Origin of the sequence: Streptomyces sp. NPDC051172 (assembly GCF_040682555.1) — a bacterium.
Lineage (GTDB): Bacteria > Actinomycetota > Actinomycetes > Streptomycetales > Streptomycetaceae > Streptomyces.
Genome location: NZ_JBFBBE010000014.1, coordinates 121,301 through 143,621, shown reverse-complemented (window position 1 = coordinate 143,621; position 22,321 = coordinate 121,301). Strand labels below are relative to the sequence as shown.

The following is a 22,321-nucleotide window of genomic DNA, read 5'->3' as shown; positions in this document are numbered from 1 at the left end:
CAGCGCTGGTGTCAGACGGAGAACTCGACCGGCAGGCTGTCGAGCCGGGACTCCCAGGTCGAGGCGGTCGAGGAGAGTTCCTCCGACGGCACGGCCAGGCGCAGGCCCGGCAGCCGGTGCAACAGGACGTCCACGCCGATCTCGATGATGGACTGGCCGATGTTCTGCCCCGGGCACTCGTGCGGTCCGGCGCTGAACGCCAGGTGCGACTGGTTGCCCTGCACGGCGACGGCCGAGTCGGGGCGTACCTCCGGGTCGAGGTTGCCGGCGGCCAGGCCCAGGACGAGCAGTTCGCCCTCCTGGATGTGATGGCCTCCGAGCTCCAGGTCGGCGGCCGCGAACCGGCCCGGGAGCACGGCCAGCGGCGGGATGTCCCACATGACCTCCTCCACCACCGAGGAGATGTTCAGCTGCCCGCTGACCAGACCGGACAGCCGGGCGGCGTCGGTCAGGACCAGTTGCAGGACCCTGGCCAGCAGGTTGCTGGTCGTGGTGTGCGCGGCGATCAGCACCAGGCGCAGATGGCTGACGACCTCGTCGTGGTCGAGGCCGGCCGGGTGCTGCAGCAGGGCCGTGGCGAAGTCGGAGCCCGGCTCGGCCCGCTTGCGCTCGGCGAGTTCCGAGAGGATCTGCATGATCTTGCCGTTGTGCTCGAGGGCGCCCTCGCCACCCTTGAAGATCTCGGCGCACGACTCGATCAGGCGCTGCGCGTCAGCCGTGGGAAGCCCGAGGATCCGGGTGAGCACGAGCATCGGCAGGTTCTCGGCGTAGTCGGCCACCAGGTCGGCGCGCCCGGCGTCGGCGAACGCGTCGATCAGCTTGTTCGCGAAGTACGTCGCGTGCCGCCGCACGCCACGGCTGGACGCCGCGAGCAGCCCGTCGGTCACCGCACCGCGCAACCGGCGGTGCGGTTCGCCGTCCTGGGAGACGCAGTCGGGACGCCAGCCGACCATCGGGATCAGCGGATGCGTCTCCGGGATGTGGCCCTCCCGCCAGTCGCGCCAGATCCGCGCGTCCCGGCTGAACTGGCGCGGATTGTCCAGTACCCGCCGGTTGTCGCGGTAGCCGAGGACCAGCCAGGCGGGGACGTCGCCCTCGAGGAGCACCGGCGCCACCGACCCGTGTTCCTTGCGCAACCGCTCGTAGATGGCGTACGGGTCGGTCGACGCCTCCGGCCCGAACAGCCGGGTGAGGTCGGCCCCGTGGGCGACCGGGCAGCCGCGCGGGGCGTCGGGATCGTTTAAGGGCTGGGCGTTCATCGGGACTCCAGTGCGACGGCGGAGCGGTCCTTCAGGTGGCGTATCAGCGCGACGAGCACGTCACGGCTGGAGGCACGGTCGCGGGCGTCGCAGGCCACGACCGGGATGCTGTCGGGAATGTCCAGGGCGTCGCGGATCTCCTCGACCGGATAGTCCTTGGAGTCGGGGAAGACGTTCAGGGCGACGACGAACGGGACGTTCTGCCGCTCCATCTCCTCGATGGCCCGGAAGCTGGAGGCCAGGCGCCGCGTGTCGACCAGGACCACCGCGCCGAGCGCGCCCTTGAACAGTCCGTTCCACAGGAACCAGAAGCGCTCCTGCCCCGGCGTGCCGAACAGGTACAGCATCAGGCTCTCGTTGAGGCTGATCTTGCCGAAGTCCAGGCTGACGGTGGTCTCCGTCTTGTCGGCGACGCCGATGAGATGGTCGACGTCGGCGCTTGCCTGCGTGAGCGTCTCCTCGGTGGTCAGCGGCTTGATGTCGCTGACCGAGCGGACCATGGTGGTCTTCCCGGTGCCGAAGCCGCCGGCGATCATCACCTTCACCGAGCGGGTGCCGCCGGCTGCCGGGCGGCCGGGGTGATCAAAGCCGTTCAAGTCCACTGAGTACCTCCTCAAGGAGCGCGAGGTCGGGCCCGCGACCGGCACCGTGCGCCGGGATGGGGTCACGGGCTTCGACGCGGCCTGCCTCGAGCAGATCCGCCAGCAGCACCGCAAGAATGTTGAAGGGCAGTCCCAGATGGGCGCCGAGTTCGGCCACCGACAGCGGATCGCGGCAGCGCCGGAGGATGTCCTCGTGTTCGTGCTGCATACCCGGTGCGGGGGCGGTCAGGGAGACGATGAGGGTCGCCACGTCGAGACTCGACGCCGAACCGCCCGGTCCGCTGCGCCCCCCGGTGAGGACGTAGTAGCGCTCGAGACCGGACGGGTCCGTGGGCCTGCGGGGAGCACTCATCCAGAGTGCTCCTCCAGGCGCGGAGTGGTGCCGAGGAGCTCGCCCATCCTCCGGGCCAGGTCCCTCATCTGGTGACCGAGCAGCCCCTGGTCGAGGCCTTCGCGGGCCAGCACCCCGAGATATGTCTCCACACCGGCCCGTACGACGAAGAGGTGGCCGCCGTCGACCTCGATCATGGCCAGCCGCAGTTGCCCGGCGTACCTGGGGAACTGCTCGGCGACCGGCTGGGCCAGCGCCTGCAGGCCGGCCACCACGGCCGCGAACCGGTCCACGTCGTCGGGGTCTTCGGCGCCAAATGAGGTGATGGCCTTGCCGTCGCTGGAGGCCACGAGGGCGAAGCGGATCTCCGGGATGGACTCCACCAGATCGCGCAGCGCCCAGCTCACGTCGGTTCCCTGTTGCGTCATGTGGACTAGTCGCTCTCTTCAGTGCGGTGCTCGGTGGACCGGCGGCCGAAAGAGGCCGTGTCCTCCGTGGTGGACTCCTCGTCTGCCTCGCGGCCGGCGGTGGCAAAGGCAGCCAGGCCGGTGAACGAGGCGTCCGGCGGGACGGCGGAGACCGTGGTCTCCTCGCTGCGCTCGACCGGCTGGGGCCGCGCCGTGCCCTCCCCCTCGTGCCGTTTGCTGCGGCGCCGGGGCAGTCCGCCGGGAGTGGTGTCCACCGCCTCGGAGGGCTCGGCCACCGGCTGGGCGGACGACGCCGCCGACACCGGCGCAGCCGCCGTGGGCGGGGCCGCCGAGGTCGACGCCGTGGTCGTGGCAGTGGTCGCAGCAACCGTGGGAAGCGGGCTGAAGTACTTGTGCGGGACCACGACCACCACCGAAGTGCCGAGCCAGGGCGAGTCCGCGAAGGTGACGCGGATGCCGTAGCGGCGAGCGAGGGCGCCCACCACGCGCAGACCGATGTTGGCGTCCTCGGAGATTCCGCCGATGCCGGGTCCGGCCGCGGTGCCGGTGAGGGCCTCCTCGGCCTCGCGCTTCTTCTCCTCGCTCAGGCCCTTGCCGGAGTCCTGGATCTCGATGCCGACGCCGTTGGGCACCTCCTTGCCGGAGACGAGCACAGGCTCGCTGGGCGGCGAGTAGCGGGCCGCGTTGTCCAGCAGCTGGGCGAAGATCAGCGTCAGGTGGTCCACCAGGCCGCCGTCGACGCCGAGTTCGGGCAGATGACGGACCTCGACGCGGTGGAAGTCCTTGATCCGGCCGATACCACCGCGCACCACGCTGAGCAGGCGCTGCGGCTCCTGCCACTGCCGGCCCGGGCGGTCCGAGCCGCCGAGCACGCCGATGCTCGCGGCGAGCGAGTCGGCGGGGCCGAGTTGCTGGTCCAGCTCCATCAGACCGCGGGCGACGGCCGGCAGCCGGCCGTGCTCGCCCTGCATCTCGTGCAGCCGGCCGCGGAGCTTGCTGGTCAGCACGTGGATGCGGTTGCCGATGCTGATCACGGCCTGCTCGGCGGTGGTGGAGCGGTTGAACTCCTCCTCGACGCCGATCAGAGCGGTGCGCAGCACCTTGCGCAGTTCGGCCTGCAGGTCGGCGCTGACCTTGGCGCACTGGCCGGGCTCGGGCAGCAGGTCGTCGATGGCCTCACCGGCGCGCAGCTGCTTGAGCGCGTCGGGCAGCTGCTCGTTGGCGAGCCGGGCCACCGCGTCGTGCTGGTGGGCGAGCTGCTCCCGCCAGACCTCGGCCTGGTCGGCGAGCTGGGCCTCGTACGACTTGGCCTGGTCGGCGAGGCGTCCCTCGAAGGCCCGTGCCTGTTCGGTCAGTTGGGCCTCGTACGTCGAGCTCTGTTCCGCCAGCCGCGCCTCGTAGGCGCCGGACTGGTCGCCCAGCTGGGCCTCCAGCGAGCCGCGTTCGGCGGCGTACTTCCGCTCCAGGCCCGCGACATGCTGCTGCCACTGCTGCGAGTGCTCGGCCTGCGTGGCCCGGAAGGAGCCCTCGCTGGCGCTCAGCTGCGTGCGGGTGCGGATCAGCAGCCGTACGCACACGGCGCTTGCGGCAGTGGCCGCGACGCCCGCGACACCGGCGGCGATTCGCTCGGAGCTCATGAACGTGGCGGCAACCGTCCCGCCTCCTAAGGCCAGCGGCATCAGCCACCAGCTGTACCAGGCGACAGGGGCCCGCGCCGCCGGCGGCGGAGTGGCGAGTTCCATCTGCATCCTTACAAGCAACACGAACGAACAGGGGGGTGTGCCAAGGGGGAGCGCACTGATGCATGAAGCACCACGGGACGACCGATCGCGATCGAGTCAACTCGCAGCGCCGCACAGGAGCTTATCGGGTTTGAACCCGAAAGGATCAACCTCGAACACCGGGCGGAAGTGAGGGTTCCATCACTCTCAGCCAGCGGCCCACACGTCGACAAATCCCTTTGCGGACCTGCGATCTTGTCAGGTGATGACAATTCACCTGTCCATGACTGTCCGCCGTTGATAAGCCCTGACGGATTACCGACGGGTATCGTCGCGGCCGTGCCGAAGAGAGCCGCTGTGCCGGTGGAGGAGCCGGGCGGTCCGTTCAATGCGTTGCCGACGGGCCTGCACCACCACCTCAGACCGTTCTTCGCCGACATCACCGAGGAGGTCGTACGGGCGATCAGGACCGAGATCCCCGAGTACGCGCGCCCCGCGGACGACACGTACATGCAGGGTGTGCACCGCGGCGTGGACCATGCGCTGCAGGGCTTCCTGGAGCGGATGGCCAAGCCGGACACGGACTGGGAGCCGGTGAAGGCGACGTATCAGCGCATCGGCCGCGGGGAGGCCGAGGAGGGGCGCAGCCTCGACTCGTTCCAGTCGGCGCTGCGGCTGGGTGCGCGGGTGACATGGCGTCGGGTGAACGCGCTGGTCGACGCGGATCTGCTGCCGCGCAATGTGCTGGCGGCCTTCGGCGAGGCGCTGTTCCTGCACCTGGACGAGATGGCGGCGGCGACGACCGCCGGCTACACGGAGGCGCGGCTGCACGCGGCCGGTGAGCTGCAGCAGCGGCGTACCCGGCTGCTCGACCTGCTCACCGCGGATCCGCCCGCATCCGCGGAGGCCATCGCGGAACTGGCGCACAGCGCACGCTGGCCGGTGCCGCGCGCGCTCGCGGTGGTGGCGATCGACCACCGCCCGCAGGCGGACGGGCAGCCGATCGTGGCGCCGGAGTTCCTCGCCCGCTTCGACGTCCAGCCGGCCGTGCTGGTCGTGCCGGACCCGGAGGGTCCCGGCCGGGCGCGGGCGGTGGCCGGGACGCTGCACGGACGACGGGCCGCGATGGGCCCGACGGTGGCCCTGCAGCAGGGGGCGCGGTCACTGCGCTGGGCGTCCGAGGCGCTGGACCTGGTGCGGCGGGGCGTGCTTCCGGGAGGTGAAATGGCGCGCTGCCAGGACCACTTGGCCACGCTGCTGCTCCTGCGCGACGACGCCCTGATCGACGCCATGACCGAACATCGGCTGCGCCCGCTGGAGCAGGTGCGGTCACCGCAGCGCGAACGCCTGGCGGAGACCCTGCTGAGCTGGCTGCAGTGCGGCCACAACGCCAGCGAGGTCGCCGTCCGGCTGGCCGTGCACCCCCAGACGGTGCGCTACCGCATGCGCCAGCTGGACGAGCTGTTCGGCTCCCGACTGCACGACCCGGCGGCCCAGTTCGAGATGCAGCTGGCCCTGCGCGCCCTGGAGCTGCGCCGCGGCGCTACAGGGACTGGCGCAGGGTGACCGTCATGACCGTGAAGCCGCCCCGCTCGTAGAACCGGAGGGCGTCCGCGTTCGCCGCGTAGGCGGTCACCTCGGCGTGCTCGGCTCCCTGCCGCCTGGCCCAGTCCAGGAACTCCTCCACCAGCCGGTCCCCGGCCCGGGCGCGCCGGCGCTCGGGGCGGACGTAGATGCTGACCAGGGTCGCGGAGGTGACGGTCCGCTTCTCCGTGGGCCCGGTGACGGATCCCGTCAGGTGTCCGACGACCTGTCCGTCGTGCTCCACCACGAGGACGAGTCGTGCCGGGTCCTCCAGGGCCGCGGCGAACGACTGCGCGCCGTGCTCGCGCGGCCAGTCGACGTTCACGCTCCTGTCCCGCGTGCCGCCGTCCTCGGCGAACAACCCGGCGCTGGAGGCGACGAGGCCCGGTATGTCCTCGGCGCGGGCGCGTCGCACGATCACCTGTCGATCAGTCATGCGCGCAGGCTACCGGCGGGCACTGACAGTGACACTTCCTGGACACCTGTCCCGCTATAGTGGACACCTGTCCAGGAAATCGAAACAAGAATGACGGAGCCCTGCAATGGAGACGCTCGCGAACGTACTGGTCGGCCTGGTGGCCGCCCTGCACGCCTACATCCTGGTGATGGAGATGTTCCTGTGGCAGAAGAAGCCCGGCCGGGCGCTGCACGGGTTCGACCAGGAGATGGCGCGGGCCACCGCGCCGATGGCCGCCAACCAGGGCCTGTACAACGGCTTTCTCGCGGCCGGTCTGGTCTGGGGCCTGATCGCGGCGGACCCGACCGGCTTCCGTGCCCAGGTGTTCTTCCTGTGCTGCGTCGTGGTCGCAGGCGTCTACGGCGCCGTGACAGCCAACCGTCGCATCCTGTTCGCGCAGGCACTGCCCGGCGCGCTCGCCCTGGCCGCAGTCCTGATCGCGCAGTGACCCGCCGCGCGCCCGATGACCCGCGGGCCGCGCGCACCCGGGCGCGGCTGCGGGAGGCGCTGCTCGCGGAGTGCGCCGAGCGGCCCCTCGCGGAGGTGGGGGTGGCGGCGCTGGTACGGCGGGCCGGGGTCGGACGGGCCACCTTCTACGTCCACTACGCCGACCTGGAGGCGCTGGCCGTCGACGCCTGCGCGGACGTCGTCCGGGAGGCCGTGGAGGCGCTGCACTCGTGGCAGGGCCGCCCCGACCCGGTGCACGCACCACCCGCGCTCGCCGAGTTCTTCGCCTCGCTCTCCCCGCACGCCGGCCTGTATCGCGAACTCCTGACCCCGGGCGGCGGCGGCCCCCTCGGCCGGGTGCTGCACCGGGACCTGCGCGCCTACAGCCTCCGCGAGCGCGAGCGGGCGGGCGCCGCGGACGCACCGCTGGTCGCGTCGGCCGTGGCCGCCACCTTCGCGGGCGTGCTGGCCGACTGGCTGCACGGCCTGTTGGCGGGTGACGCGGCTCACATCGCCGACGAGGTCTGGCAGTTGCTGGTGGCCCTGCACGCGAGCCGGTGACGGCGGAAGCGGTATCCGGTGTCGGGGGCGTCGGCGGGCCTGCGGACGGCTCCGTCGTACGGGGAGGTGAGCATGCCCTCGGGGAGCACGCCGTCGGGATCGCGGGTGTACAGCCTGCCGCGTCGGCCCTCCTTCGGAGACAGGAAGTGCGCCTTCCGCCGGTCGCAGTGGGCCGCGCCGTCGCTGCTGTTCCCGGGGTCGCAGGAGAAGCCGGTCTCCGGGCAGCACCCGGACCACGGCGCCCGACGCTATCCGCACAGCACGGACGCCGTCCGCGCATCCCCCACCCCCCGCTCCTCTCTCGGGTCTACGGTCCTGCGACGCGGCGGCCGTGCGGAACGTTCTCGTCTAGCGGGCGGTCGTCTGGAACGTGCGTCGGTAGGCCTGCGGAGAGACGCCGATCGCGGCGTGCAGGTGCTGGCGCAGTGAGGCCCCCGTCGCGAAGCCGACGCGGCCCGCGATCTGGTCGACGGACAGATCGCTGGACTCCAGCAGGTGCCGGGCGCGGCTCACGCGCTGCTGGACGATCCAGCGGCCGGGGCTGAGGCCGACCTCCTCATTGAAGCGGCGGGCGAAGGTGCGCAGGCTCATCCGGGCATGCGCGGCCAGGTCGGACAGGGTGAGCGGTTCGTCGAGGCGTCCGAGGGCCCAGGCGCGGGTGGCGGCGGTGCTCGCGGCCCCGCTCTCCGGGACCGGCTGCTCGATGTACTGGGCCTGACCGCCGTCCCGGAACGGCGGTACGACACAGCGGCGGGCCACGGCGTTGGCCAACTCGCTGCCGTGGTCGGTGCGCACGATGTGCAGGCAGACGTCGACGCCGGAGGCGGCACCCGCCGAGGTGAGGATCCGGCCGTCGGCGACGAAGAGGACGTCCGGGTCGACGTCCACGTGCGGGTAGCGCCGCCGGAACTCGTCGGTCACCTGCCAGTGCGTGGTGGCCCTCCGGCCGTCCAGCAGACCCGCCGCCGCCAGGACGAAGGCGGCCGTGCAGATGGAGACGATCCGCGCCTGGGGCCGGATGCGGGCGAGGGCGGCGGCGAGCTCCGCGGGCAGTTCGGTGGGGATGCGCGAGGGGGTCATGGAGGCGACCACCACCGTGTCGGCCGTGGCCAGGATCTCCGGACCGTGCTCCACACCGATGGTGAAGTCGGCGCAGGAACGTACCGGTTGGCCGTCGACGCTGCAGGTCAGCACCTCGTACCGGCCGTCGGCGGCGCCGAGGATCCGGCTGGGGATACCCAGCTCGAAGGGGTACACGCCGTCCAGGGCCAGCACCACGACCCGTTCCACCTGCCGCTCACCAGTCATGGCACGATCTTATCGAAGGTTGGCAATCGTGCCATTTTCTTCGGGGGCGGACCCCGGCAGGCTGGGTGACCATGAGCGATGTGAACACGATGCGAGCCATCAGCCAGGACGTCCTCGGCGGTCCCGAGGTCCTCAAGGAAGTGCAGTTGCCGCGCCCCGAGCCGCGCACCAACGAGGTGCTGGTCCGCGTGCGCGCCGCCGGCGTCAACCCGACCGACTGGAAGCACCGCACGAATGGCGGTTTCCTGGGCGAGCCGCCCTTCGTCCTGGGCTGGGACGTCTCCGGGGTCGTCGAGGCGGTCGGGATCGGCGTCGCCCGGTTCAAGCCCGGCGACGAGGTCTTCGGCATGCTGTCCTACCCGTTCGGCCACGGCTCGCACGCCGAGTACGTCACCGGCCCGGCGCGCTGGTTCGCCCACAAGCCGGCCTCGATCGACCACACCCAGGCGGGCGCGCTGCCGCTGGTCTCCCTGACCGCCTGGCAGGCCCTGGTGGAGTACGCCGACGTCCAGCCGGGACAGCGGGTGCTGATCCACGCGGCGGCCGGCGGGGTCGGGCATGTGGCCGTGCAGATCGCCAAGGCGCGTGGCGCGTATGTGATCGGCACGGCGAGCGCCGGCAAGCACGACTTCCTGCGCGAGATCGGGGCGGACGAGGCGATCGACTACCGGGAGACGGACTTCACCGAGGCCGTGAAGGACGTGGACGTCGTCCTGGACACGATCGGCGGGGACACCTCGACGAACTCGCTGCGCGTGCTGCGCCCCGGCGGGATCGTCGTCTCGATCCTGCCCGTCGGTTCGAAGGACTTCGACGAGGAGGCGGAGCGGCTCGGTGTGCGGGCGCTGCGCATGCTGGTGGACGCGTCGTACAGCGGTCTGAAGGCGATCGCGGAACTGGTGGAGACGGGGAAGCTGCGCCCCGCGATCGCCGGTACCTTCCCCCTGGCCGATGCCGCCGAGGCACACAGGCTCGGCGACACCGGCCGGACCACGGGGAAGCTGGTCCTGACCGTCGACTGACTCAGAACGTCAGCACGGGCTTGATCGCCTTGCCCGCACCCATGTCCCGCACCGCCTGGTCGATGTCCGCGAACGGATAGGTGCTGATCAGGCGGTGCAGCGGGAGCCGTCCCTCCTTCACCAGCTGGACCAGGGACGGGATGAACGACTGTGTCTCGGCGTCGCCCAGGGTGAGGCCGACGACCTGCTTGCCGCCCAGCAGCCCGTTGACGTCCAGGGCGACCTCGCTGCCGAAGGGCGGCGCTCCCACGACGACCAGCGTGCCGCGGGCGGCGAGCGCGTCGACGCCCTGCCGCAGCACGGCGACGCTGCCGGTCGTCTCGACGACACCGTCGGCGCCCCGGCCGCCGGTGATCTCCGCGAGCGCCTCGCCGAGGTCGGCCTCGCCGACGTTGACGGTGTGGGTGGCGCCCAACTCCTTGGCGAGGGAGAGGCGTTCGCCGACCTTGTCGACGGCGACGATCCGGGTGGCGGGGGTGAGCGCGGCGGCCATCACGGCGGACAGGCCGACGGCGCCGGCGCCGAGGACGACGATCGTGCTGCCCGTCACGGGCTTCAGCACGTTCCAGACGGCGCCCACGCCGGTCTGCACACCGCAGCCCAGTGGTGCGATCGACTCCAGCGGTACGTCCGCGTCGACCTTCACGAGGCTGCGCTCGTCCACCAGCGCCCGCTCGGCGAAGGAGGACTGGCCGAAGAAGTGGCCGCCGAGCGGGGTGCCGTTCCGGCTGATGGTGGAGGTGCCGTCGGCGCGGCTGCCGCCGATCAGGTTCAGCGGCAGCCAGGTCGCGCAGTACGCGGGGTGGCCGCCGTGGCAGTTGCGGCACTCCCCGCAGGAGGTGAAGGACAGCACGACGTGGTCGCCGGGCGCGATGCCGGTGACGGCGGATCCGACGGCCTCGACGACACCGGCACCCTCGTGGCCGAGCACGCCGGGCAACGGGAAGGGCAGACCGCCGCTCGCGACGCCGAGGTCGGTGTGGCACAGACCGGCCGCTACCACGCGGACGACCGCCTCATGGGGTCCCGGCTCGTCGAGCTCGACCTCGGAGAGGGTGAAGGGTGCCCCGCCGGACTCGACGACAGCGGCGCGGGTGGTGATGGACATCGTACGAACTCCCTTGATGTTCGGGCGTGTTCGGGCGTGTTCGGCCGAGCTCAGTCGAGCGAGACGACGACGGACTTGACCTTGGTGTAGGCGGCGAGGGCCTCGGGCCCGTACTCGCGGCCGAAGCCGGAGTCCTTGACGCCGCCGAAGGGCACCGCGGGGTCGAGCATGGCCCAGTCGTTGATCCAGACGATGCCGGCCTGGAGGCGGTCGGCGATGCGGTGGGCGCGGGCGAGGTTGCTGGTCTGGATGCCCGAAGCCAGGCCGTACGGCGTGGAGTTGGCGAGCTCGACCGCCTCGTCCTCGGTGTCGAAGGGCTGCACGGTCAGAACGGGGCCGAAGATCTCCTCCTGGACGACGCGGGAGTCGTTGGAGAGGTCGGCGATGACGGTGGGCTCGTAGTAGTAGCCGCCGTCGAGGTCGAGCCGTTCGCCGCCGCACACGATGCGGCCGCCCTCCTTGCGGGCGATGTCTACGTATTCCTCGACCTTCTTCAGGTGCTTCTCCCCCGCCATGGGTCCGACGACGGTCTCGGGGTTGCGCGGGTCGCCGACCGGGACGCCGGGCACGGCCTCGGCGAGGATGCCGAGCACAGTGGCGTACACCGGACGGGAGACGAGCAGGCGCGGGCCGCCCATGCAGAACTGGCCGGTGTTGAAGACGAAGGCCTTGATGATCGCGCCGACGGCCTTCTCCAGGTCGGCGTCCTCGAAGACGATGTGGGCGGCGTTGCCGCCGAGTTCCATGGTGACGGGCTTGAGGGCCTCGCCGGCGGTGGAAGCCACGTGGCGGCCGACGGCGGTGGAGCCGGTGAAGGCGACCTTGTCGACACCGCGGTGGCGCAGCAGCGCCTCGCCGGCGACCGGGCCGGTGCCGGTGACGACGTTGACCACGCCGTCGGGGACTCCCGCCTGCTGGAGCAGCTTGGCCATGTACAGGGCGCTCAGCGGGGTCTCGTCGGCCGGTTTGTGGACCACCGTGTTGCCGGCCGCGAGCGCTGGGCCGATCTTCGAACCGGCCAGGATCAGCGGGAAGTTGAAGGGTGTGATCGCGGCGACCACGCCGATCGGCTCGCGCTTGGTGTACGCGAGGGCGTTCATCGGGGTGTCGCGGACGGCGCCGTCCAGGGAGTGGGCGAGGGCGGCGAAGTGCTCGTAGTCGTTGGCCGCGTTGGTGATGTCGACGGCGTGGCACAGCGAAATGGGCTTGCCGACGTCGAGGCTCTCCAGGCGGGCGAGTTCGTCGGCGTTCTCGCGGATCAGCTCGGCGACGCGGTGCAGGATCCGGCCGCGCTCACGGCCGCTCAGCCCGGACCAGGCGCCACCGTCGAAGGCCTCGCGGGCGGCGCGCACGGCCGCGTCCACGTCGGCGGCGCCCGCCTCCGCGACGGTGGTGACGACCGCGCCGCGGGACGGGTCGACCACCTCGGTGCGAGCTCCGTCGGCGGCCTCGCGCCACTGGCCCCCGACAAACAGCCGTCCGGGTTCGATCTCGAAGGCGGTCATCACCACTCCTCAGCCTCATTGCCAAGTTTTCAACCAACAGGATTCCTGTTGGTTCGCAGTCTCATTACAGACAGGTTTCCTGTCAATGCTCTAGGCTGAACTCATGCTCGACACCCAGGCGACCAAGACATCTCCGTCCCTGCTCTACATGGTGAAGCAGGTGGAGCTGGTGGTGCGCTCACACCTGGACGAACTGGTCAAGCCGTCCGGGATCACCGCGCTGCAGTACACCGCGCTCACCGTCCTGGAGCGGCACGACGGGCTGTCCGCCGCACAGCTCGCCCGCGACTCCTTCGTCACCGCCCAGTCCATCGCCGATCTCGTACGGTCCCTGGAGGGCCGCGGGCTGGTGCGCCGGGAGCGCAATCCGCGCAATCGGCGCGAGCTGCTGATCCTGCTGACGGGCGCCGGACGCGAACTGCTGGAGCAGTACGCGGCACCCGTGCGGGAGCTTGAGGAGCGGATGGTCCGCGATCTCACGGCGCACCAGACCGAGCAGCTGCGCCAGGCACTCTCCAAGGCCTGGCACGCACTGTCGTAGGCAGGTCACGCCTACCACAGGAGTGCTTCATCGCAATTCGAAGACATATGTCAATCGAACATGCTCAAATTCACTCCATCGAGGGTAACTTGCAGGGCGGAGAACGGATTTGCGCTCACCAGGGACCCGGGGAACCTTCTGCGCTCGTACGCTCGCTGCACGATGTCACCCCGGCCCCCGGTGACCTGCAGCCCTGCAGCGGACGGAGCAGGTTGGAGGCGATGTCGTCGTGCACCAGGAGCCCGCACCGCCGACCCGGCATCTGCATGTCCACCAGGACCGGGGCCATACGGTGGTGGAGTTCCACGGCGAGATCGACATCGCCGCGGCCCTGGAGATCGCCCCCGTTCTGGACCGGGTGACGGCACGCCCCGACGTCCGCCTGGTGATCGACCTGCGGCCGGTCGACTTCTTCGACTGCTCCGGGTTACGTCTGCTCTACCGGGCCCGCGCCCGGGTCCTCGACCAGGACGGCGAGCTGCGGCTCGTCTGCACACACCCGCTCACCCTGCGCATCATGCGGGTCACCGGACTGACCCGGCTGCTGCCCGCGCACCCGACCCTGGACGCGGCCCTGGGACAGCCCGAGGCCACGTCCGGGTCGTTGTGAGGCTCCCTACTTGAGGATCTTGGTGACCTGACCCGCGCCGACCGTCCGGCCGCCCTCGCGAATGGCGAACTTCAGGCCCTCCTCCATGGCGATGGGCTGGATCAGCACGACATGGATGCTGGTGTTGTCGCCCGGCATGACCATCTCGGTGCCCTTGGGCAGGGTCACCACACCGGTGACGTCCGTGGTCCGGAAGTAGAACTGCGGGCGGTAGTTCTCGAAGAACGGCGTGTGCCGACCGCCCTCGTCCTTCGACAGGATGTACGCCTGCCCCTCGAACTCCGTGTGCGGGGTCACCGTGCCGGGCTTGATGACGACCTGCCCGCGCTCCACGTCCTCGCGCTTGACACCGCGCAGCAGCAGTCCGACGTTCTCCCCGGCCCGGCCCTCGTCGAGCAGCTTGCGGAACATCTCGATGCCGGTGACGGTGGTCTTCGTCTTCTGCTCGTGGATGCCGATGATCTCGACCTCGTTGTTGACGTGCAGCACCCCGCGCTCGATCCGGCCGGTGACGACGGTGCCGCGGCCGGTGATGGTGAAGACGTCCTCGATCGGCATGAGGAACGGCTTGTCCACGTCCCGCTGCGGCTCGGGGACCGCGGTGTCGACGGCGTCCAGCAGGTCCAGCACCGACCGGGTCCACTGCTCGTCGCCCTCCAGGGCCTTCAGTGCGGAGACCTTGACGACCGGGACGTCGTCGCCGGGGAACTCGTACTCACTGAGCAGCTCGCGCACCTCCAGCTCGACCAGTTCCAGGATCTCCTCGTCGTCCACCATGTCGGTCTTGTTGAGGGCGACGACGATGTACGGCACGCCCACCTGCCGGGCCAGCAGCACATGCTCCTTGGTCTGCGGCATGGGTCCGTCCGTTGCCGCCACGACCAGGATCGCGCCGTCCATCTGGGCCGCGCCCGTGATCATGTTCTTGATGTAGTCCGCGTGTCCGGGGCAGTCGACGTGCGCGTAGTGCCGGCGCTCGGTCTGGTACTCGACGTGGGCGATCGAGATCGTGATGCCGCGCTGCCGTTCCTCGGGCGCCTTGTCGATCTGGTCGAACGGCGTGAACGGGTTCAGGTCGGGAAACCTGTCGTGCAACACCTTGGTGATGGCCGCCGTGAGCGTCGTCTTGCCGTGGTCGATGTGACCGATCGTGCCCATGTTCACGTGCGGCTTGGTCCGCTCGAACTTCGCCTTCGCCACTGCAACCCCTCCTGAGCATCCCTGTGATGCCGAGCGTTGCTCGCTACCTCATGTCTATTCGCTTCGCGGCGCGTCGAACAGTGCGCTGACGGACTCCCCGTTGTGAATGCGTCGTACGGCCTCGGCGAGGGCGGGGGCGATGGACAGGATCCGCAGCTTCTCGGTGCGCTCCTCCTCCGGGACCGGCACGGTGTTGGTGCACACGATCTCCAGTACGTCGGGCTGCTCGCCGATCCGCTTGAGCGCCCCGGCCGCGAACAGGCCGTGCGTACAGGCCACCCGGATCGACCGCGGCCCCAACTCCCGCAGACGGTGGAGGAGTTCGAGGACGGTGCTGCCCTTGGCGATCTCGTCGTCCAGGACGATGACGTCCCGGTCGGTGACCTCGCCGATCACCGAGCTGATGGAGACCCGGTCGTCCGCGTACCGCTGCTTGGCGCCGGCGGCGACCTGGGCACCGATCATCCGGGCGAAGGCGGCCGCCTCCTTGGCGTTGCCGAGGTCCGGCGAGACGACGGTCGTGCGGGACAGGTCGTACTGCCGGAAGTACGCGGCCAGTTCGCGCCGGGCGTGCAGATGGTCGACCGGTACCGAGAAGAAGCCGTGCACCTGCGGCGAGTGCAGCGTCATGGCGAGGACTCGGCTCGCGCCCGCCGCGACCATCAGGTCCGCGACGAGCCGGCCGCCCAGGGAGATCCGGGGCGCGTCCTTCTTGTCGGAGCGGGCGTAGGAGTAGTGCGGCATGACGACGGAGATCCGCGCCGCCGATGCGCCGCGGGCCGCGTCGCACATCAGCAGCAGTTCCACCAGGTGCTCCTGGACCGGCCGGACCAGCGGCTGGATCAGGAAGACGTCGCGCTCTCGGCAGTTCGCCTCGAGCTGCACCTCCAGACAGTCGTTGGCGAAACGGCTGACCCGGGTGGGGCTGAGCGGCACGCCGAGATGCGCACAGACCTCCGCGGCCAGGTCGGGGTGGGCGCTGCCGCTGAACACGGAGATGTCTCGCACGATCCGCTCCTCGCGTGATCATTCCGGGGGACGGGTTCATGCTACTGACCGCGGAAATTCGGTTGCGGTGCACCACCGGCCGCGCGCCATGATGTCCCGGTCCGAGCCCCTCACCTCAGGAGATCCCATGCGCCGACTCCTCGGAATCGACCAGCGCCCCCATCGGCCCACGGTTCTCGAGGACTCGACCCCGCATGAACACCCTGAACATCGGCATTCTCGCCCACGTCGACGCCGGTAAGACCAGCCTCACCGAGCGGCTGCTGTTCGACCACGGAGCGATCGACCGGCTCGGCAGCGTCGACGGCGGTGACACCCGCACGGACGACGGCGCCATCGAGCGGCAGCGCGGCATCACCGTCCGCTCCGCCGTCGCCGCGTTCACCGTCGGTGACACCCAGATCAACCTCATCGACACCCCCGGTCACTCCGACTTCATCGCCGAGGTCGAGCGCGCCCTGAAGATCCTCGACGGGGCGGTTTTGCTGCTGTCCGCCGTGGAGGGCGTGCAGGCGCAGACGAGGGTGCTGATGAGGACGCTGCGGCGGCTGCGGCTCCCCACGCTCGTCTTCGTCAACAAGATCGACCGCGCAGGCGCCCGGTCCGCGGGCCTGCTGGCGGACATCCGGCGCAGGTTGACGCCGTACGTCGCACCGCTCTCGGACGTGACGGGCATCGGCACCGCCGACGCCCGCGTGACCGTACGCCCGCCCGGAGATCCGCAGCTGGCCGAGGCGCTCGCCGAGGTCGACCCGGAGGTCCTCGCGGCGGTCGTCGACGGCCCCGCGCCGACGCCCGACGACCTGCGCAAGGTGCTCGCCGCGCGGACCGCCGACGGCTCTTTCCACCCCGTCTTCTTCGGCTCGGCCCTCGGCGGACAGGGCGTCACCGAGCTCGTCGAGGGCGTGATCGGGCTGATCCCGCCGGCACCGCTGGCCGAGGGCACCGGCCCGCGCGGCACGGTGTTCGCGGTACGCCCCGGACCGGGCGGCGAACGGACGGCGTATCTCCGGCTCTACGACGGTGAGGTGACACCGCGTCAGCGCGTGACCCTGCTGCGGCGCGAGGCCGACGGCCGCACCACCGAGGTCTCCGGACGGGTGAACCGCCTTAAGGTCATCGGCCGGGACGGGCCGCTCACCGCGGGGAACATCGCGGCGATCGGCGGCCTCGGCGGGGTGCGGGTGGGTGACCGGCTCGGTGAACTTTCGGACCGTGCCCCGCAGTTCGCTCCTCCGACGCTTAAGACAGTGGTCCGGGCCCGCCGCCCCGCGCAGGCGGCGCACCTGCGCAGGGCCCTCCTCGCCCTGGCCGACCAAGACCCGCTGATCCACGCCGGGCCGGCGCCCTCGGGGGCCACCGCGCTGCTCCTTTACGGCGAGGTCCAGATGGAGGTGATCGCGGCGACGCTCGCCCAGGACTTCGGCGTCGAGGCCGACTTCGAGCCGGGCCGGGTACGGTTCCTGGAGCGGCCGCGAGGAGTGGGCGAAGCCTGCGCGGAGATGCCGTGGCATCTGGGCACGCGGTACTGGGCGACCATCGGGCTGCGCGTGGAGCCCGGCCCACGCGACTCGGGTGGGGTGTTCACGTACGAGACAGAATTCGGCGCACTCCCCCGCGCCTTCCACCAGGCGATCGAGGACATGGTGCACACGACCATGCTGACCGGGCTGTCCGGGGCGCCGGTGACGGACTACCGAGTGACGCTGATCCGCTCCGGCTACTGCTCGCCGATCAGCACGGCGGCCGACTTCCGCGGCCTCACCCCGATCGTGCTGCGCCGCGCGCTGGAGGCGTCGGGAACCCGTCTGTACGAGCCGTACCACGCGTTCGAGACGGAGGTCCCGCTCGACGCGCTGGCTCCGGTGACCGCCGAACTCGCCTCGTATGCAGCGGAGTTCACCGGCACCACGGCCGGCTCGTCGTCCTGGCTGATCACCGGTGAACTGCCGGCCCGCCGGGTGCGCGAGGTCGAGCTACGGCTGCCGGGCCTCACGCACGGCGAGGGCGTGTGGTGGTCGCGTCCGTCGGGTGACCGGGAGCTGCGGCCGCACTGAGCTGTGGGATCGGTGCTTGTCGCGGTCCGGACACTGCGGTGTTCCGGACCGCTCGTGGTTCGCCGAGCGGGTGTGTCAGTGGCGCCGACGAGATCCGCAGGCTCGTCGCCGCTCCCGATGTCGTCGTCAACAGTGTCGCCGCCGTCACCGAGACCGGCTCGCTCGTTCTTGCCTCGGGCAGCGGCAGCCAGATCCCTGCCAACGCGGGTGGCGCCGGCCAGGCGGTCTGGATCGTCGGCGCGCAGAAGGTGGTGCCCGACCTGAGCACAGCGCTGCGCCGCGTCGAGGAGTACGCCCTCCCCCTGGAGGATGCCCGCGCCCGGGCGGCGTACGGGATGCGCAGCGCGGTCAACCGCCTGCTGGTCCTCAACGCGGAGCCCCGCCCGGGGCGCGGCACTGTGCTGCTTCTCCGGGAGGCCATCGGATTCTGACCCGGCCCCCTCAGGACCCGTTCACCACGACACCGGCAGCCGACTCGGGCTTCGTGTCATCTGGCCTTCCCGCCACTCGATCGTCGTGGGTGTGAACTCGGGGCGCAGACCGGGGAAGCGGGCTGCGAGGCGGTGCAGGGCGAGGCCGAGTTCCAGCCGGGCCAGCCAGGCGCCGAGGCAGTGGTGGGGGCCCGCGCCGAAGATGATGCCGGGTGCGGCCGGCGGGGTGAACAGCTCCGGTGGGCCGGGCGGGAAGACGTCGGGGTCGCGGCTGGCGGCGTTGGTCTGGACGGCGACCACGCTGCCCGCCGGGATCGTCACGCCGCCGACCTCGGTGTCCTCGACGGCGCGGCGGATCAGGCCGGGCAGCACCCGCCCCTCGCTGAGCGGGACGGCCCGCAGCAGCTGTTCGGCTGCGACGGCCGCCGTCTCCTCGTCCTCGGCGAGTCCGGGCCAGGCCTCCTGACGGTCGGTGAGGAGGTAGACGACGATGTTGCCGAGGGCCGTCATGGTGGTCTCGTGCCCTGCGACCACCAGCCCGCACACCAGCATCACCAGTTGCCGTTCGTCGATGTCCAGGCTGTCGCCCGCCGCCACCAGGCCGCTCACCAGGTCGTCGCGGGGGGTCTTGCGCCGCTGGTCGACCAGCTCGGCGGCGAAGGCGCCGAACTCGTGCATGGCGGCGACGACTTGCTCCCGGGTGTGCGCGCCGCCGGAGAGCGCGTGGTCGGCCCAGTGGCGGATGCGTTCGCGGTCGACGTGGTCGAGGCCCATCAGCCGGGAGATCACGGAGACGGGCAGCGGGCGGGTGAAGCCCTCGATGATGTCCGCGGGACGGCCCTGTGCGGCGAAGTCGTCGAGAAGTGCTTCGACCACCGAGGGCCACCCAGGGCCGCCAGCGGGCGATCGCGCGGGGCGTGAACGCCCGCTGGACGGTGCCGCGCAGACGTTGGTGGGCCTCGCCGTCCTGGTTGAGGAGCCCGTTGGGGTCGTCCAGCAGGTTCGGTACGACGAGCAGCGGCGGAGCGTCCTCGGCGTGCAGGGAACTCCTGTTGAACCGGGGGTCCATGAGCACCTGACGTACGTCGGCGTAACGGGTCACCAGCCACACCGGGGTGCCGGTGGCGAGGGTGGCATGACGGGGCGGTCCGGGTTCGGGGAGGTCGATGCGGTGCATGGGGCAAAGGGGCCGGGACGTGCTGTGTGTACTCATCCGGGACTCCAGGCGCGCCGGTACGGAGAGTTCTCCACGCTAGTGCGCCCCGCATGCCCCCGTCAGCGGTGCCATTCGGCCAACGGTCAGGTCTGGCAAGGGCTTTGGAGGGCATGCGGAGTCTAGGAAGGAGGGCCGTCGCCATGACGACTCCCATCAGGCGCGTGTCCAGGCGCATGCCCGGCTGGGCGAAGGCGGTGAGCGCCGTCGTGCTGGTGCTCGTGGTGTTCTTCGCCGGGATCCGGCTGAGTGTGCTCCCTGGTCTCAAGGACCTGTTCGGCACCGAAACGCACGACCGCTCGGGACCCGCACTGCTCCAGTCCATCCAGGACATGAGCCGTTACGACGCCGCCTCCGGCAACTTCCAGGTCGTCGTCGACCTGGAGAAGGACACCAAGTACCTGCCCGACGCGATCCGCGGCTCCCGCACGCTGTACATCGGTGCGGGCACCGTCGACGCGTACGTCGATCTCGGCAAGGTCGGCAAGAACGACGTCACGGTCAACGGCGACCGCACGTCCGCCACGCTCCGGCTGCCGCACGCGGCGCTCGGCAAGCCGGCCCTCGACCCGGACCGCTCCTACGCCGTCTCAAAGCAGCGCGGGCTCCTCGACCGGCTCGGTGATCTCTTTTCGGACAATCCCAACAGCGAACAGGCCGTGCAGAAACTCGCGGTCGAGCACATCGGTGACGCGGCCAAGGACAGCGGCCTGACCCGGCGCGCCGAGACCAACACCACGACCATGCTCGACGGCCTGCTGCGGTCCCTCGGTTTCAAGGAGGTGCACGTCAGCTACGGCAGCTGATCAGCCGCCCCCCGACACCCCTGGCAGGGCCAGCGCACCGAGCAGTGCGGTGCCCACCAGCACCCAGGCCACATAGTCCCCGACGTGCCCGGACTGCAGGCGCCGCAGCGGCAGCGCCCAGTCCGGGGCGGCGAGCAGCCTGGGGCGGGTGACGGCGACGGCGGCGAGGCCCAGGGCGAGCAGGGTCGAGGCCAGGCCCAGAAGGACGCCGGGCAGGGTCCACTGCGGGGTGGAGACCACCACCCCGCCCGACACCGCCTCGCTCATCCCGTGCGCCACGAGCCCGGCGAAGCCGGGGACCACGCCGACGGCCAGCGCGGCGGCGAGCAGCACGGTGGGTACGACCGTCATCGGGCCGGGGACCCGGCTGACGCGGTGGCCGGTCTCGGGCTCCTCGCCGGAGCCGGTCGTCTCGTACTCACCGTGGTCGGGCGGCATGGGCCCGAGCCCGAGGAAGACGCGGGCGGTGACCCGCAGCACCGCCCCGGCGGTGACCGCGCTCGCGGCGACGTACACGACCGTGAGGGGGCCGCCCACGGCCTCCTCCACGACGGACTTGCCGAGCGCCGTGCCGAACGGGGGCAGCCCGGCGAGACCGAGGGCCCCGGCGGCGTACAGGACGGCGACCCCGCGCAACCGTCGGGCGCGCCCGTGCAGCGCGTGCTCGTCGACGCTGCCGTACCGGTCGAGGAGGACGCCGGTGCAGGCGAACAGGGCGGCCTTCACACCGGCGTGGCCGAGGACGTACAGCGCGACCCCGTCGTCCGCCTCCGGGGTCAGCACACCGATGCCGATGAGGAAGAGGCCGGTGTGGGCCACCGTCGAACAGGCGAGCAGCCGTTTGAGGTGCCGCTGGTACCAGCACATGACGGCGCCGATCAGGGCCGTCAGCACGCCGAGCACCACGAGCGCCCGCGTCAGTGCCTCGGCGGGCACCCCGCCGGGTCCGGAGAACACGCTCCCGTACACCCGCCAGACGCCGAACGTGCCGAGTTCGACCATCACGCCCGACAGCAGCATGCACACGGGCGTCGGCGCGACGGCGTGGGCGTCGGGCAGCCAGAAGTGGAAGGGCACGGCGGCCGCCTTGACCAGCAGTCCTGTGACGACCAGGACGAACCCGGCGAGGACCAGCGCGTCGGTCCCGCCGTGCCGGTCCAGGCCGCGCCCGATCTGGGTCATCGCCAGTTCGCCGGTGCGGGCGTACAGCAGCCCGATGCCCATCAGCATGGCGTAGGCGCCGAGCGAGGTGACGACTGCGAAGGTGAGCGAGCCCTGGACGGCCTTGGCCTCCTCGACACGGGTGCCCGTCAGCGCGTAGGCGACGACGCTCATCAGCTCGAACCAGACGAACATGTTGAACAGGTCGCCGGCGAGGGTGAAGCCGCACATGCCGCCCTGGAAGAGCAGCATCAGCGCGGGGAAGGAGCCCGCGTGGCGGCGGGGCGGTTCGTCGAAGTAGTGCCAGGAGTACGCCAGTGCGGCCAGGGTCAGCAGTGAGGCGAGCGCGGCCATGCCGAGGCCGGGCCCGTCGCCGGTCAGGACGATGCCGACGCTCTCGCCGTTCACGGGCTGCCAGCCGCCGACCCACTCGGTCATGGGCGGTGAGGAGTTGAGCAGGAGCACGATCGCGAGTCCGGCCGTGGCGGCGGAGACGGCCAGACCGGCGGACTCGGCGATCACCCGGGGCAGCCGGCGGCCCGCGGCGACCAGGAGGGCGGCCCCCAGGAGGGGCACGGCGACGACGAGGGGCAGCAGGTCGTTCATCAGCCGCGCAGCTCGGAGAGTTCGTCGGGGTCGACGGTGCCGTGCCGCTTGGCGATCTGCATGACGAGCGCGAGCAGCAGCGCGGTGACGGTGGCGCCGACGACGACGTCGGTGAGGGTGAGTGCCTGCACCACGGGGTCCACGACCGGCCGGGAGCCGGGTTTGATGTCGGAGAAGACCGGCGCGGTGGCGCCGTCACGGTAGCCCACCGACAGCAGCAGCACATAGGTGCCGGCCTGGCACACGGACAGGCAGCCGACGGCGTGGATCAGGTTGCGGCTGGTGGCCAGGCCGTAGCAGCCGGCCAGGAAGACCCAGGCGGCGACCAGGTACGGCAGGACGTCCATCACGGCTC

General features: G+C 71.1%; 22 protein-coding genes and 1 pseudogene. 9 read left to right on the top strand and 14 right to left on the bottom strand.

The window, feature by feature from the left end; translation table 11 throughout:
- Positions 1-11 precede the first annotated feature (11 nt).
- From AB0N07_RS11600 to AB0N07_RS11580, 5 genes are read right to left on the bottom strand one after another with little or no spacing between them, the layout of a single operon-like run.
- Positions 12-1,259: a cytochrome P450 gene (locus AB0N07_RS11600; RefSeq protein ID WP_365834044.1), complete on the bottom strand. Its 1,248-nt coding sequence runs from the start codon at positions 1,257-1,259 to the stop codon at positions 12-14.
- On the bottom strand, positions 1,256-1,861 hold the full coding sequence (locus tag AB0N07_RS11595) for an ATP/GTP-binding protein (RefSeq protein WP_365834043.1): 606 nt from the start codon (positions 1,859-1,861) through the stop codon (positions 1,256-1,258). Before AB0N07_RS11595 ends, AB0N07_RS11600 begins: the two co-directional genes overlap by 4 nt.
- The gene (locus AB0N07_RS11590) at positions 1,842-2,213 is read right to left on the bottom strand and encodes a DUF742 domain-containing protein (RefSeq protein WP_365834042.1); all 372 of its coding nucleotides are present in this window, start codon (positions 2,211-2,213) and stop codon (positions 1,842-1,844) included. Before AB0N07_RS11590 ends, AB0N07_RS11595 begins: the two co-directional genes overlap by 20 nt.
- Positions 2,210-2,620 carry a roadblock/LC7 domain-containing protein gene (locus tag AB0N07_RS11585; RefSeq protein WP_099933429.1) on the bottom strand — a complete coding sequence of 137 codons (411 nt, stop codon included), beginning with the start codon at positions 2,618-2,620 and terminating at the stop codon, positions 2,210-2,212. The genes AB0N07_RS11590 and AB0N07_RS11585 overlap by 4 nt, the downstream gene beginning before the upstream one ends.
- 5 nt (positions 2,621-2,625) lie before the next feature.
- Positions 2,626-4,362, bottom strand: a complete 1,737-nt coding sequence (locus AB0N07_RS11580) for an ATP-binding protein (RefSeq protein WP_365834041.1) — start codon at positions 4,360-4,362, stop codon at positions 2,626-2,628.
- A 318-nt stretch (positions 4,363-4,680) separates the two neighbouring features.
- On the opposite strand from AB0N07_RS11580, the gene AB0N07_RS11575 reads away from it, so the two are divergent.
- Positions 4,681-5,907: a helix-turn-helix domain-containing protein gene (locus AB0N07_RS11575; RefSeq protein ID WP_365834040.1), complete on the top strand. Its 1,227-nt coding sequence runs from the start codon at positions 4,681-4,683 to the stop codon at positions 5,905-5,907.
- On the opposite strand, the gene AB0N07_RS11570 is transcribed toward AB0N07_RS11575, so the two are convergent.
- Positions 5,885-6,361, bottom strand: coding sequence for a GNAT family N-acetyltransferase (locus AB0N07_RS11570; RefSeq protein WP_365834039.1), 477 nt, complete (start codon positions 6,359-6,361; stop codon positions 5,885-5,887). The two genes, AB0N07_RS11575 and AB0N07_RS11570, sit on opposite strands and share 23 nt — an antisense overlap.
- A 106-nt stretch (positions 6,362-6,467) precedes the next feature.
- Here AB0N07_RS11570 and AB0N07_RS11565 point away from each other — a divergent pair, with 106 nt between their 5' ends.
- Positions 6,468-6,830: a DUF1304 domain-containing protein gene (locus tag AB0N07_RS11565; protein WP_365834038.1), complete on the top strand. Its 363-nt coding sequence runs from the start codon at positions 6,468-6,470 to the stop codon at positions 6,828-6,830.
- Complete coding sequence (locus AB0N07_RS11560; RefSeq protein WP_365834037.1) at positions 6,827-7,390, top strand: TetR/AcrR family transcriptional regulator; 564 nt, start codon at positions 6,827-6,829, stop codon at positions 7,388-7,390. The genes AB0N07_RS11565 and AB0N07_RS11560 overlap by 4 nt, the downstream gene beginning before the upstream one ends.
- Before the next feature lie 348 nt (positions 7,391-7,738).
- Here the strand turns inward: AB0N07_RS11560 and AB0N07_RS11555 are convergent, their stop codons facing one another.
- Positions 7,739-8,698, bottom strand: coding sequence for a helix-turn-helix domain-containing protein (locus AB0N07_RS11555; RefSeq protein WP_365834036.1), 960 nt, complete (start codon positions 8,696-8,698; stop codon positions 7,739-7,741).
- A 71-nt stretch (positions 8,699-8,769) separates the two neighbouring features.
- On the opposite strand from AB0N07_RS11555, the gene AB0N07_RS11550 reads away from it, so the two are divergent.
- Positions 8,770-9,720 (top strand): NADP-dependent oxidoreductase, encoded by a 951-nt coding sequence (locus tag AB0N07_RS11550; protein WP_365834035.1) that lies wholly within the window; start codon positions 8,770-8,772, stop codon positions 9,718-9,720.
- Between the two features lies 1 nt (position 9,721).
- Here the strand turns inward: AB0N07_RS11550 and AB0N07_RS11545 are convergent, their stop codons facing one another.
- Positions 9,722-10,828 (bottom strand): NAD(P)-dependent alcohol dehydrogenase, encoded by a 1,107-nt coding sequence (locus tag AB0N07_RS11545; RefSeq protein WP_365834034.1) that lies wholly within the window; start codon positions 10,826-10,828, stop codon positions 9,722-9,724.
- 50 nt (positions 10,829-10,878) lie between these two features.
- A complete protein-coding gene (locus tag AB0N07_RS11540) occupies positions 10,879-12,333 on the bottom strand; it encodes an aldehyde dehydrogenase family protein (protein ID WP_365834033.1) in 1,455 nt (484 codons plus the stop codon).
- A 103-nt stretch (positions 12,334-12,436) separates the two neighbouring features.
- Here AB0N07_RS11540 and AB0N07_RS11535 point away from each other — a divergent pair, with 103 nt between their 5' ends.
- Positions 12,437-12,874 carry a MarR family transcriptional regulator gene (locus AB0N07_RS11535; RefSeq protein ID WP_365834032.1) on the top strand — a complete coding sequence of 146 codons (438 nt, stop codon included), beginning with the start codon at positions 12,437-12,439 and terminating at the stop codon, positions 12,872-12,874.
- Between the two features lie 229 nt (positions 12,875-13,103).
- A complete protein-coding gene (locus tag AB0N07_RS11530; protein WP_365834031.1) occupies positions 13,104-13,484 on the top strand; it encodes an anti-sigma factor antagonist in 381 nt (126 codons plus the stop codon).
- Between the two features lie 6 nt (positions 13,485-13,490).
- Here the strand turns inward: AB0N07_RS11530 and tuf are convergent, their stop codons facing one another.
- Together tuf and AB0N07_RS11520 are read right to left on the bottom strand one after the other, a co-directional pair.
- On the bottom strand, positions 13,491-14,684 hold the full coding sequence (tuf, locus tag AB0N07_RS11525; protein WP_365834030.1) for an elongation factor Tu: 1,194 nt from the start codon (positions 14,682-14,684) through the stop codon (positions 13,491-13,493).
- 54 nt (positions 14,685-14,738) lie between these two features.
- Positions 14,739-15,692 (bottom strand): ribose-phosphate pyrophosphokinase, encoded by a 954-nt coding sequence (locus tag AB0N07_RS11520; RefSeq protein WP_365834029.1) that lies wholly within the window; start codon positions 15,690-15,692, stop codon positions 14,739-14,741.
- A gap of 194 nt (positions 15,693-15,886) precedes the next feature.
- On the opposite strand from AB0N07_RS11520, the gene otr(A) reads away from it, so the two are divergent.
- Together otr(A) and AB0N07_RS11510 are read left to right on the top strand one after the other, a co-directional pair.
- Positions 15,887-17,749, top strand: a complete 1,863-nt coding sequence (otr(A), locus tag AB0N07_RS11515) for a tetracycline resistance ribosomal protection protein Otr(A) (protein WP_365834028.1) — start codon at positions 15,887-15,889, stop codon at positions 17,747-17,749.
- A gap of 38 nt (positions 17,750-17,787) precedes the next feature.
- On the top strand, positions 17,788-18,180 hold the full coding sequence (locus tag AB0N07_RS11510; RefSeq protein WP_365834027.1) for an LUD domain-containing protein: 393 nt from the start codon (positions 17,788-17,790) through the stop codon (positions 18,178-18,180).
- Between the two features lie 21 nt (positions 18,181-18,201).
- Here AB0N07_RS11510 and AB0N07_RS11505 read toward each other — a convergent pair.
- A pseudogene (locus AB0N07_RS11505) lies at positions 18,202-19,393 on the bottom strand (cytochrome P450).
- A gap of 143 nt (positions 19,394-19,536) precedes the next feature.
- Here AB0N07_RS11505 and AB0N07_RS11500 point away from each other — a divergent pair.
- Positions 19,537-20,199, top strand: a complete 663-nt coding sequence (locus AB0N07_RS11500) for a DUF4230 domain-containing protein (protein ID WP_365834026.1) — start codon at positions 19,537-19,539, stop codon at positions 20,197-20,199.
- On the opposite strand, the gene AB0N07_RS11495 is transcribed toward AB0N07_RS11500, so the two are convergent.
- On the bottom strand, positions 20,200-21,966 hold the full coding sequence (locus AB0N07_RS11495; RefSeq protein ID WP_365834025.1) for a complex I subunit 5 family protein: 1,767 nt from the start codon (positions 21,964-21,966) through the stop codon (positions 20,200-20,202).
- Positions 21,966-22,313, bottom strand: coding sequence for a sodium:proton antiporter (locus AB0N07_RS11490; RefSeq protein WP_365834054.1), 348 nt, complete (start codon positions 22,311-22,313; stop codon positions 21,966-21,968). The genes AB0N07_RS11495 and AB0N07_RS11490 overlap by 1 nt, the downstream gene beginning before the upstream one ends.
- Positions 22,314-22,321 lie beyond the last annotated feature (8 nt).

Bases quoted from the DNA above. Each gene is read 5' to 3' on its own strand.
- AB0N07_RS11580 (WP_365834041.1), bottom strand. From the start codon at position 4,362: ATGGAACTCGCCACTCCGCCGCCGGCGGCGCGGGCCCCTGTCGCCTGG.
- AB0N07_RS11600 (WP_365834044.1), bottom strand. From the start codon at position 1,259: ATGAACGCCCAGCCCTTAAACGATCCCGACGCCCCGCGCGGCTGCCCG.
- AB0N07_RS11550 (WP_365834035.1), top strand. From the start codon at position 8,770: ATGAGCGATGTGAACACGATGCGAGCCATCAGCCAGGACGTCCTCGGC.
- AB0N07_RS11495 (WP_365834025.1), bottom strand. From the start codon at position 21,966: ATGAACGACCTGCTGCCCCTCGTCGTCGCCGTGCCCCTCCTGGGGGCC.
- AB0N07_RS11555 (WP_365834036.1), bottom strand. From the start codon at position 8,698: ATGACTGGTGAGCGGCAGGTGGAACGGGTCGTGGTGCTGGCCCTGGAC.
- AB0N07_RS11585 (WP_099933429.1), bottom strand. From the start codon at position 2,620: ATGACGCAACAGGGAACCGACGTGAGCTGGGCGCTGCGCGATCTGGTG.
- AB0N07_RS11590 (WP_365834042.1), bottom strand. From the start codon at position 2,213: ATGAGTGCTCCCCGCAGGCCCACGGACCCGTCCGGTCTCGAGCGCTAC.
- AB0N07_RS11545 (WP_365834034.1), bottom strand. From the start codon at position 10,828: ATGTCCATCACCACCCGCGCCGCTGTCGTCGAGTCCGGCGGGGCACCC.
- AB0N07_RS11535 (WP_365834032.1), top strand. From the start codon at position 12,437: ATGCTCGACACCCAGGCGACCAAGACATCTCCGTCCCTGCTCTACATG.
- AB0N07_RS11565 (WP_365834038.1), top strand. From the start codon at position 6,468: ATGGAGACGCTCGCGAACGTACTGGTCGGCCTGGTGGCCGCCCTGCAC.
- AB0N07_RS11490 (WP_365834054.1), bottom strand. From the start codon at position 22,313: ATGGACGTCCTGCCGTACCTGGTCGCCGCCTGGGTCTTCCTGGCCGGC.
- AB0N07_RS11540 (WP_365834033.1), bottom strand. From the start codon at position 12,333: ATGACCGCCTTCGAGATCGAACCCGGACGGCTGTTTGTCGGGGGCCAG.
- AB0N07_RS11500 (WP_365834026.1), top strand. From the start codon at position 19,537: ATGACGACTCCCATCAGGCGCGTGTCCAGGCGCATGCCCGGCTGGGCG.
- AB0N07_RS11570 (WP_365834039.1), bottom strand. From the start codon at position 6,361: ATGACTGATCGACAGGTGATCGTGCGACGCGCCCGCGCCGAGGACATA.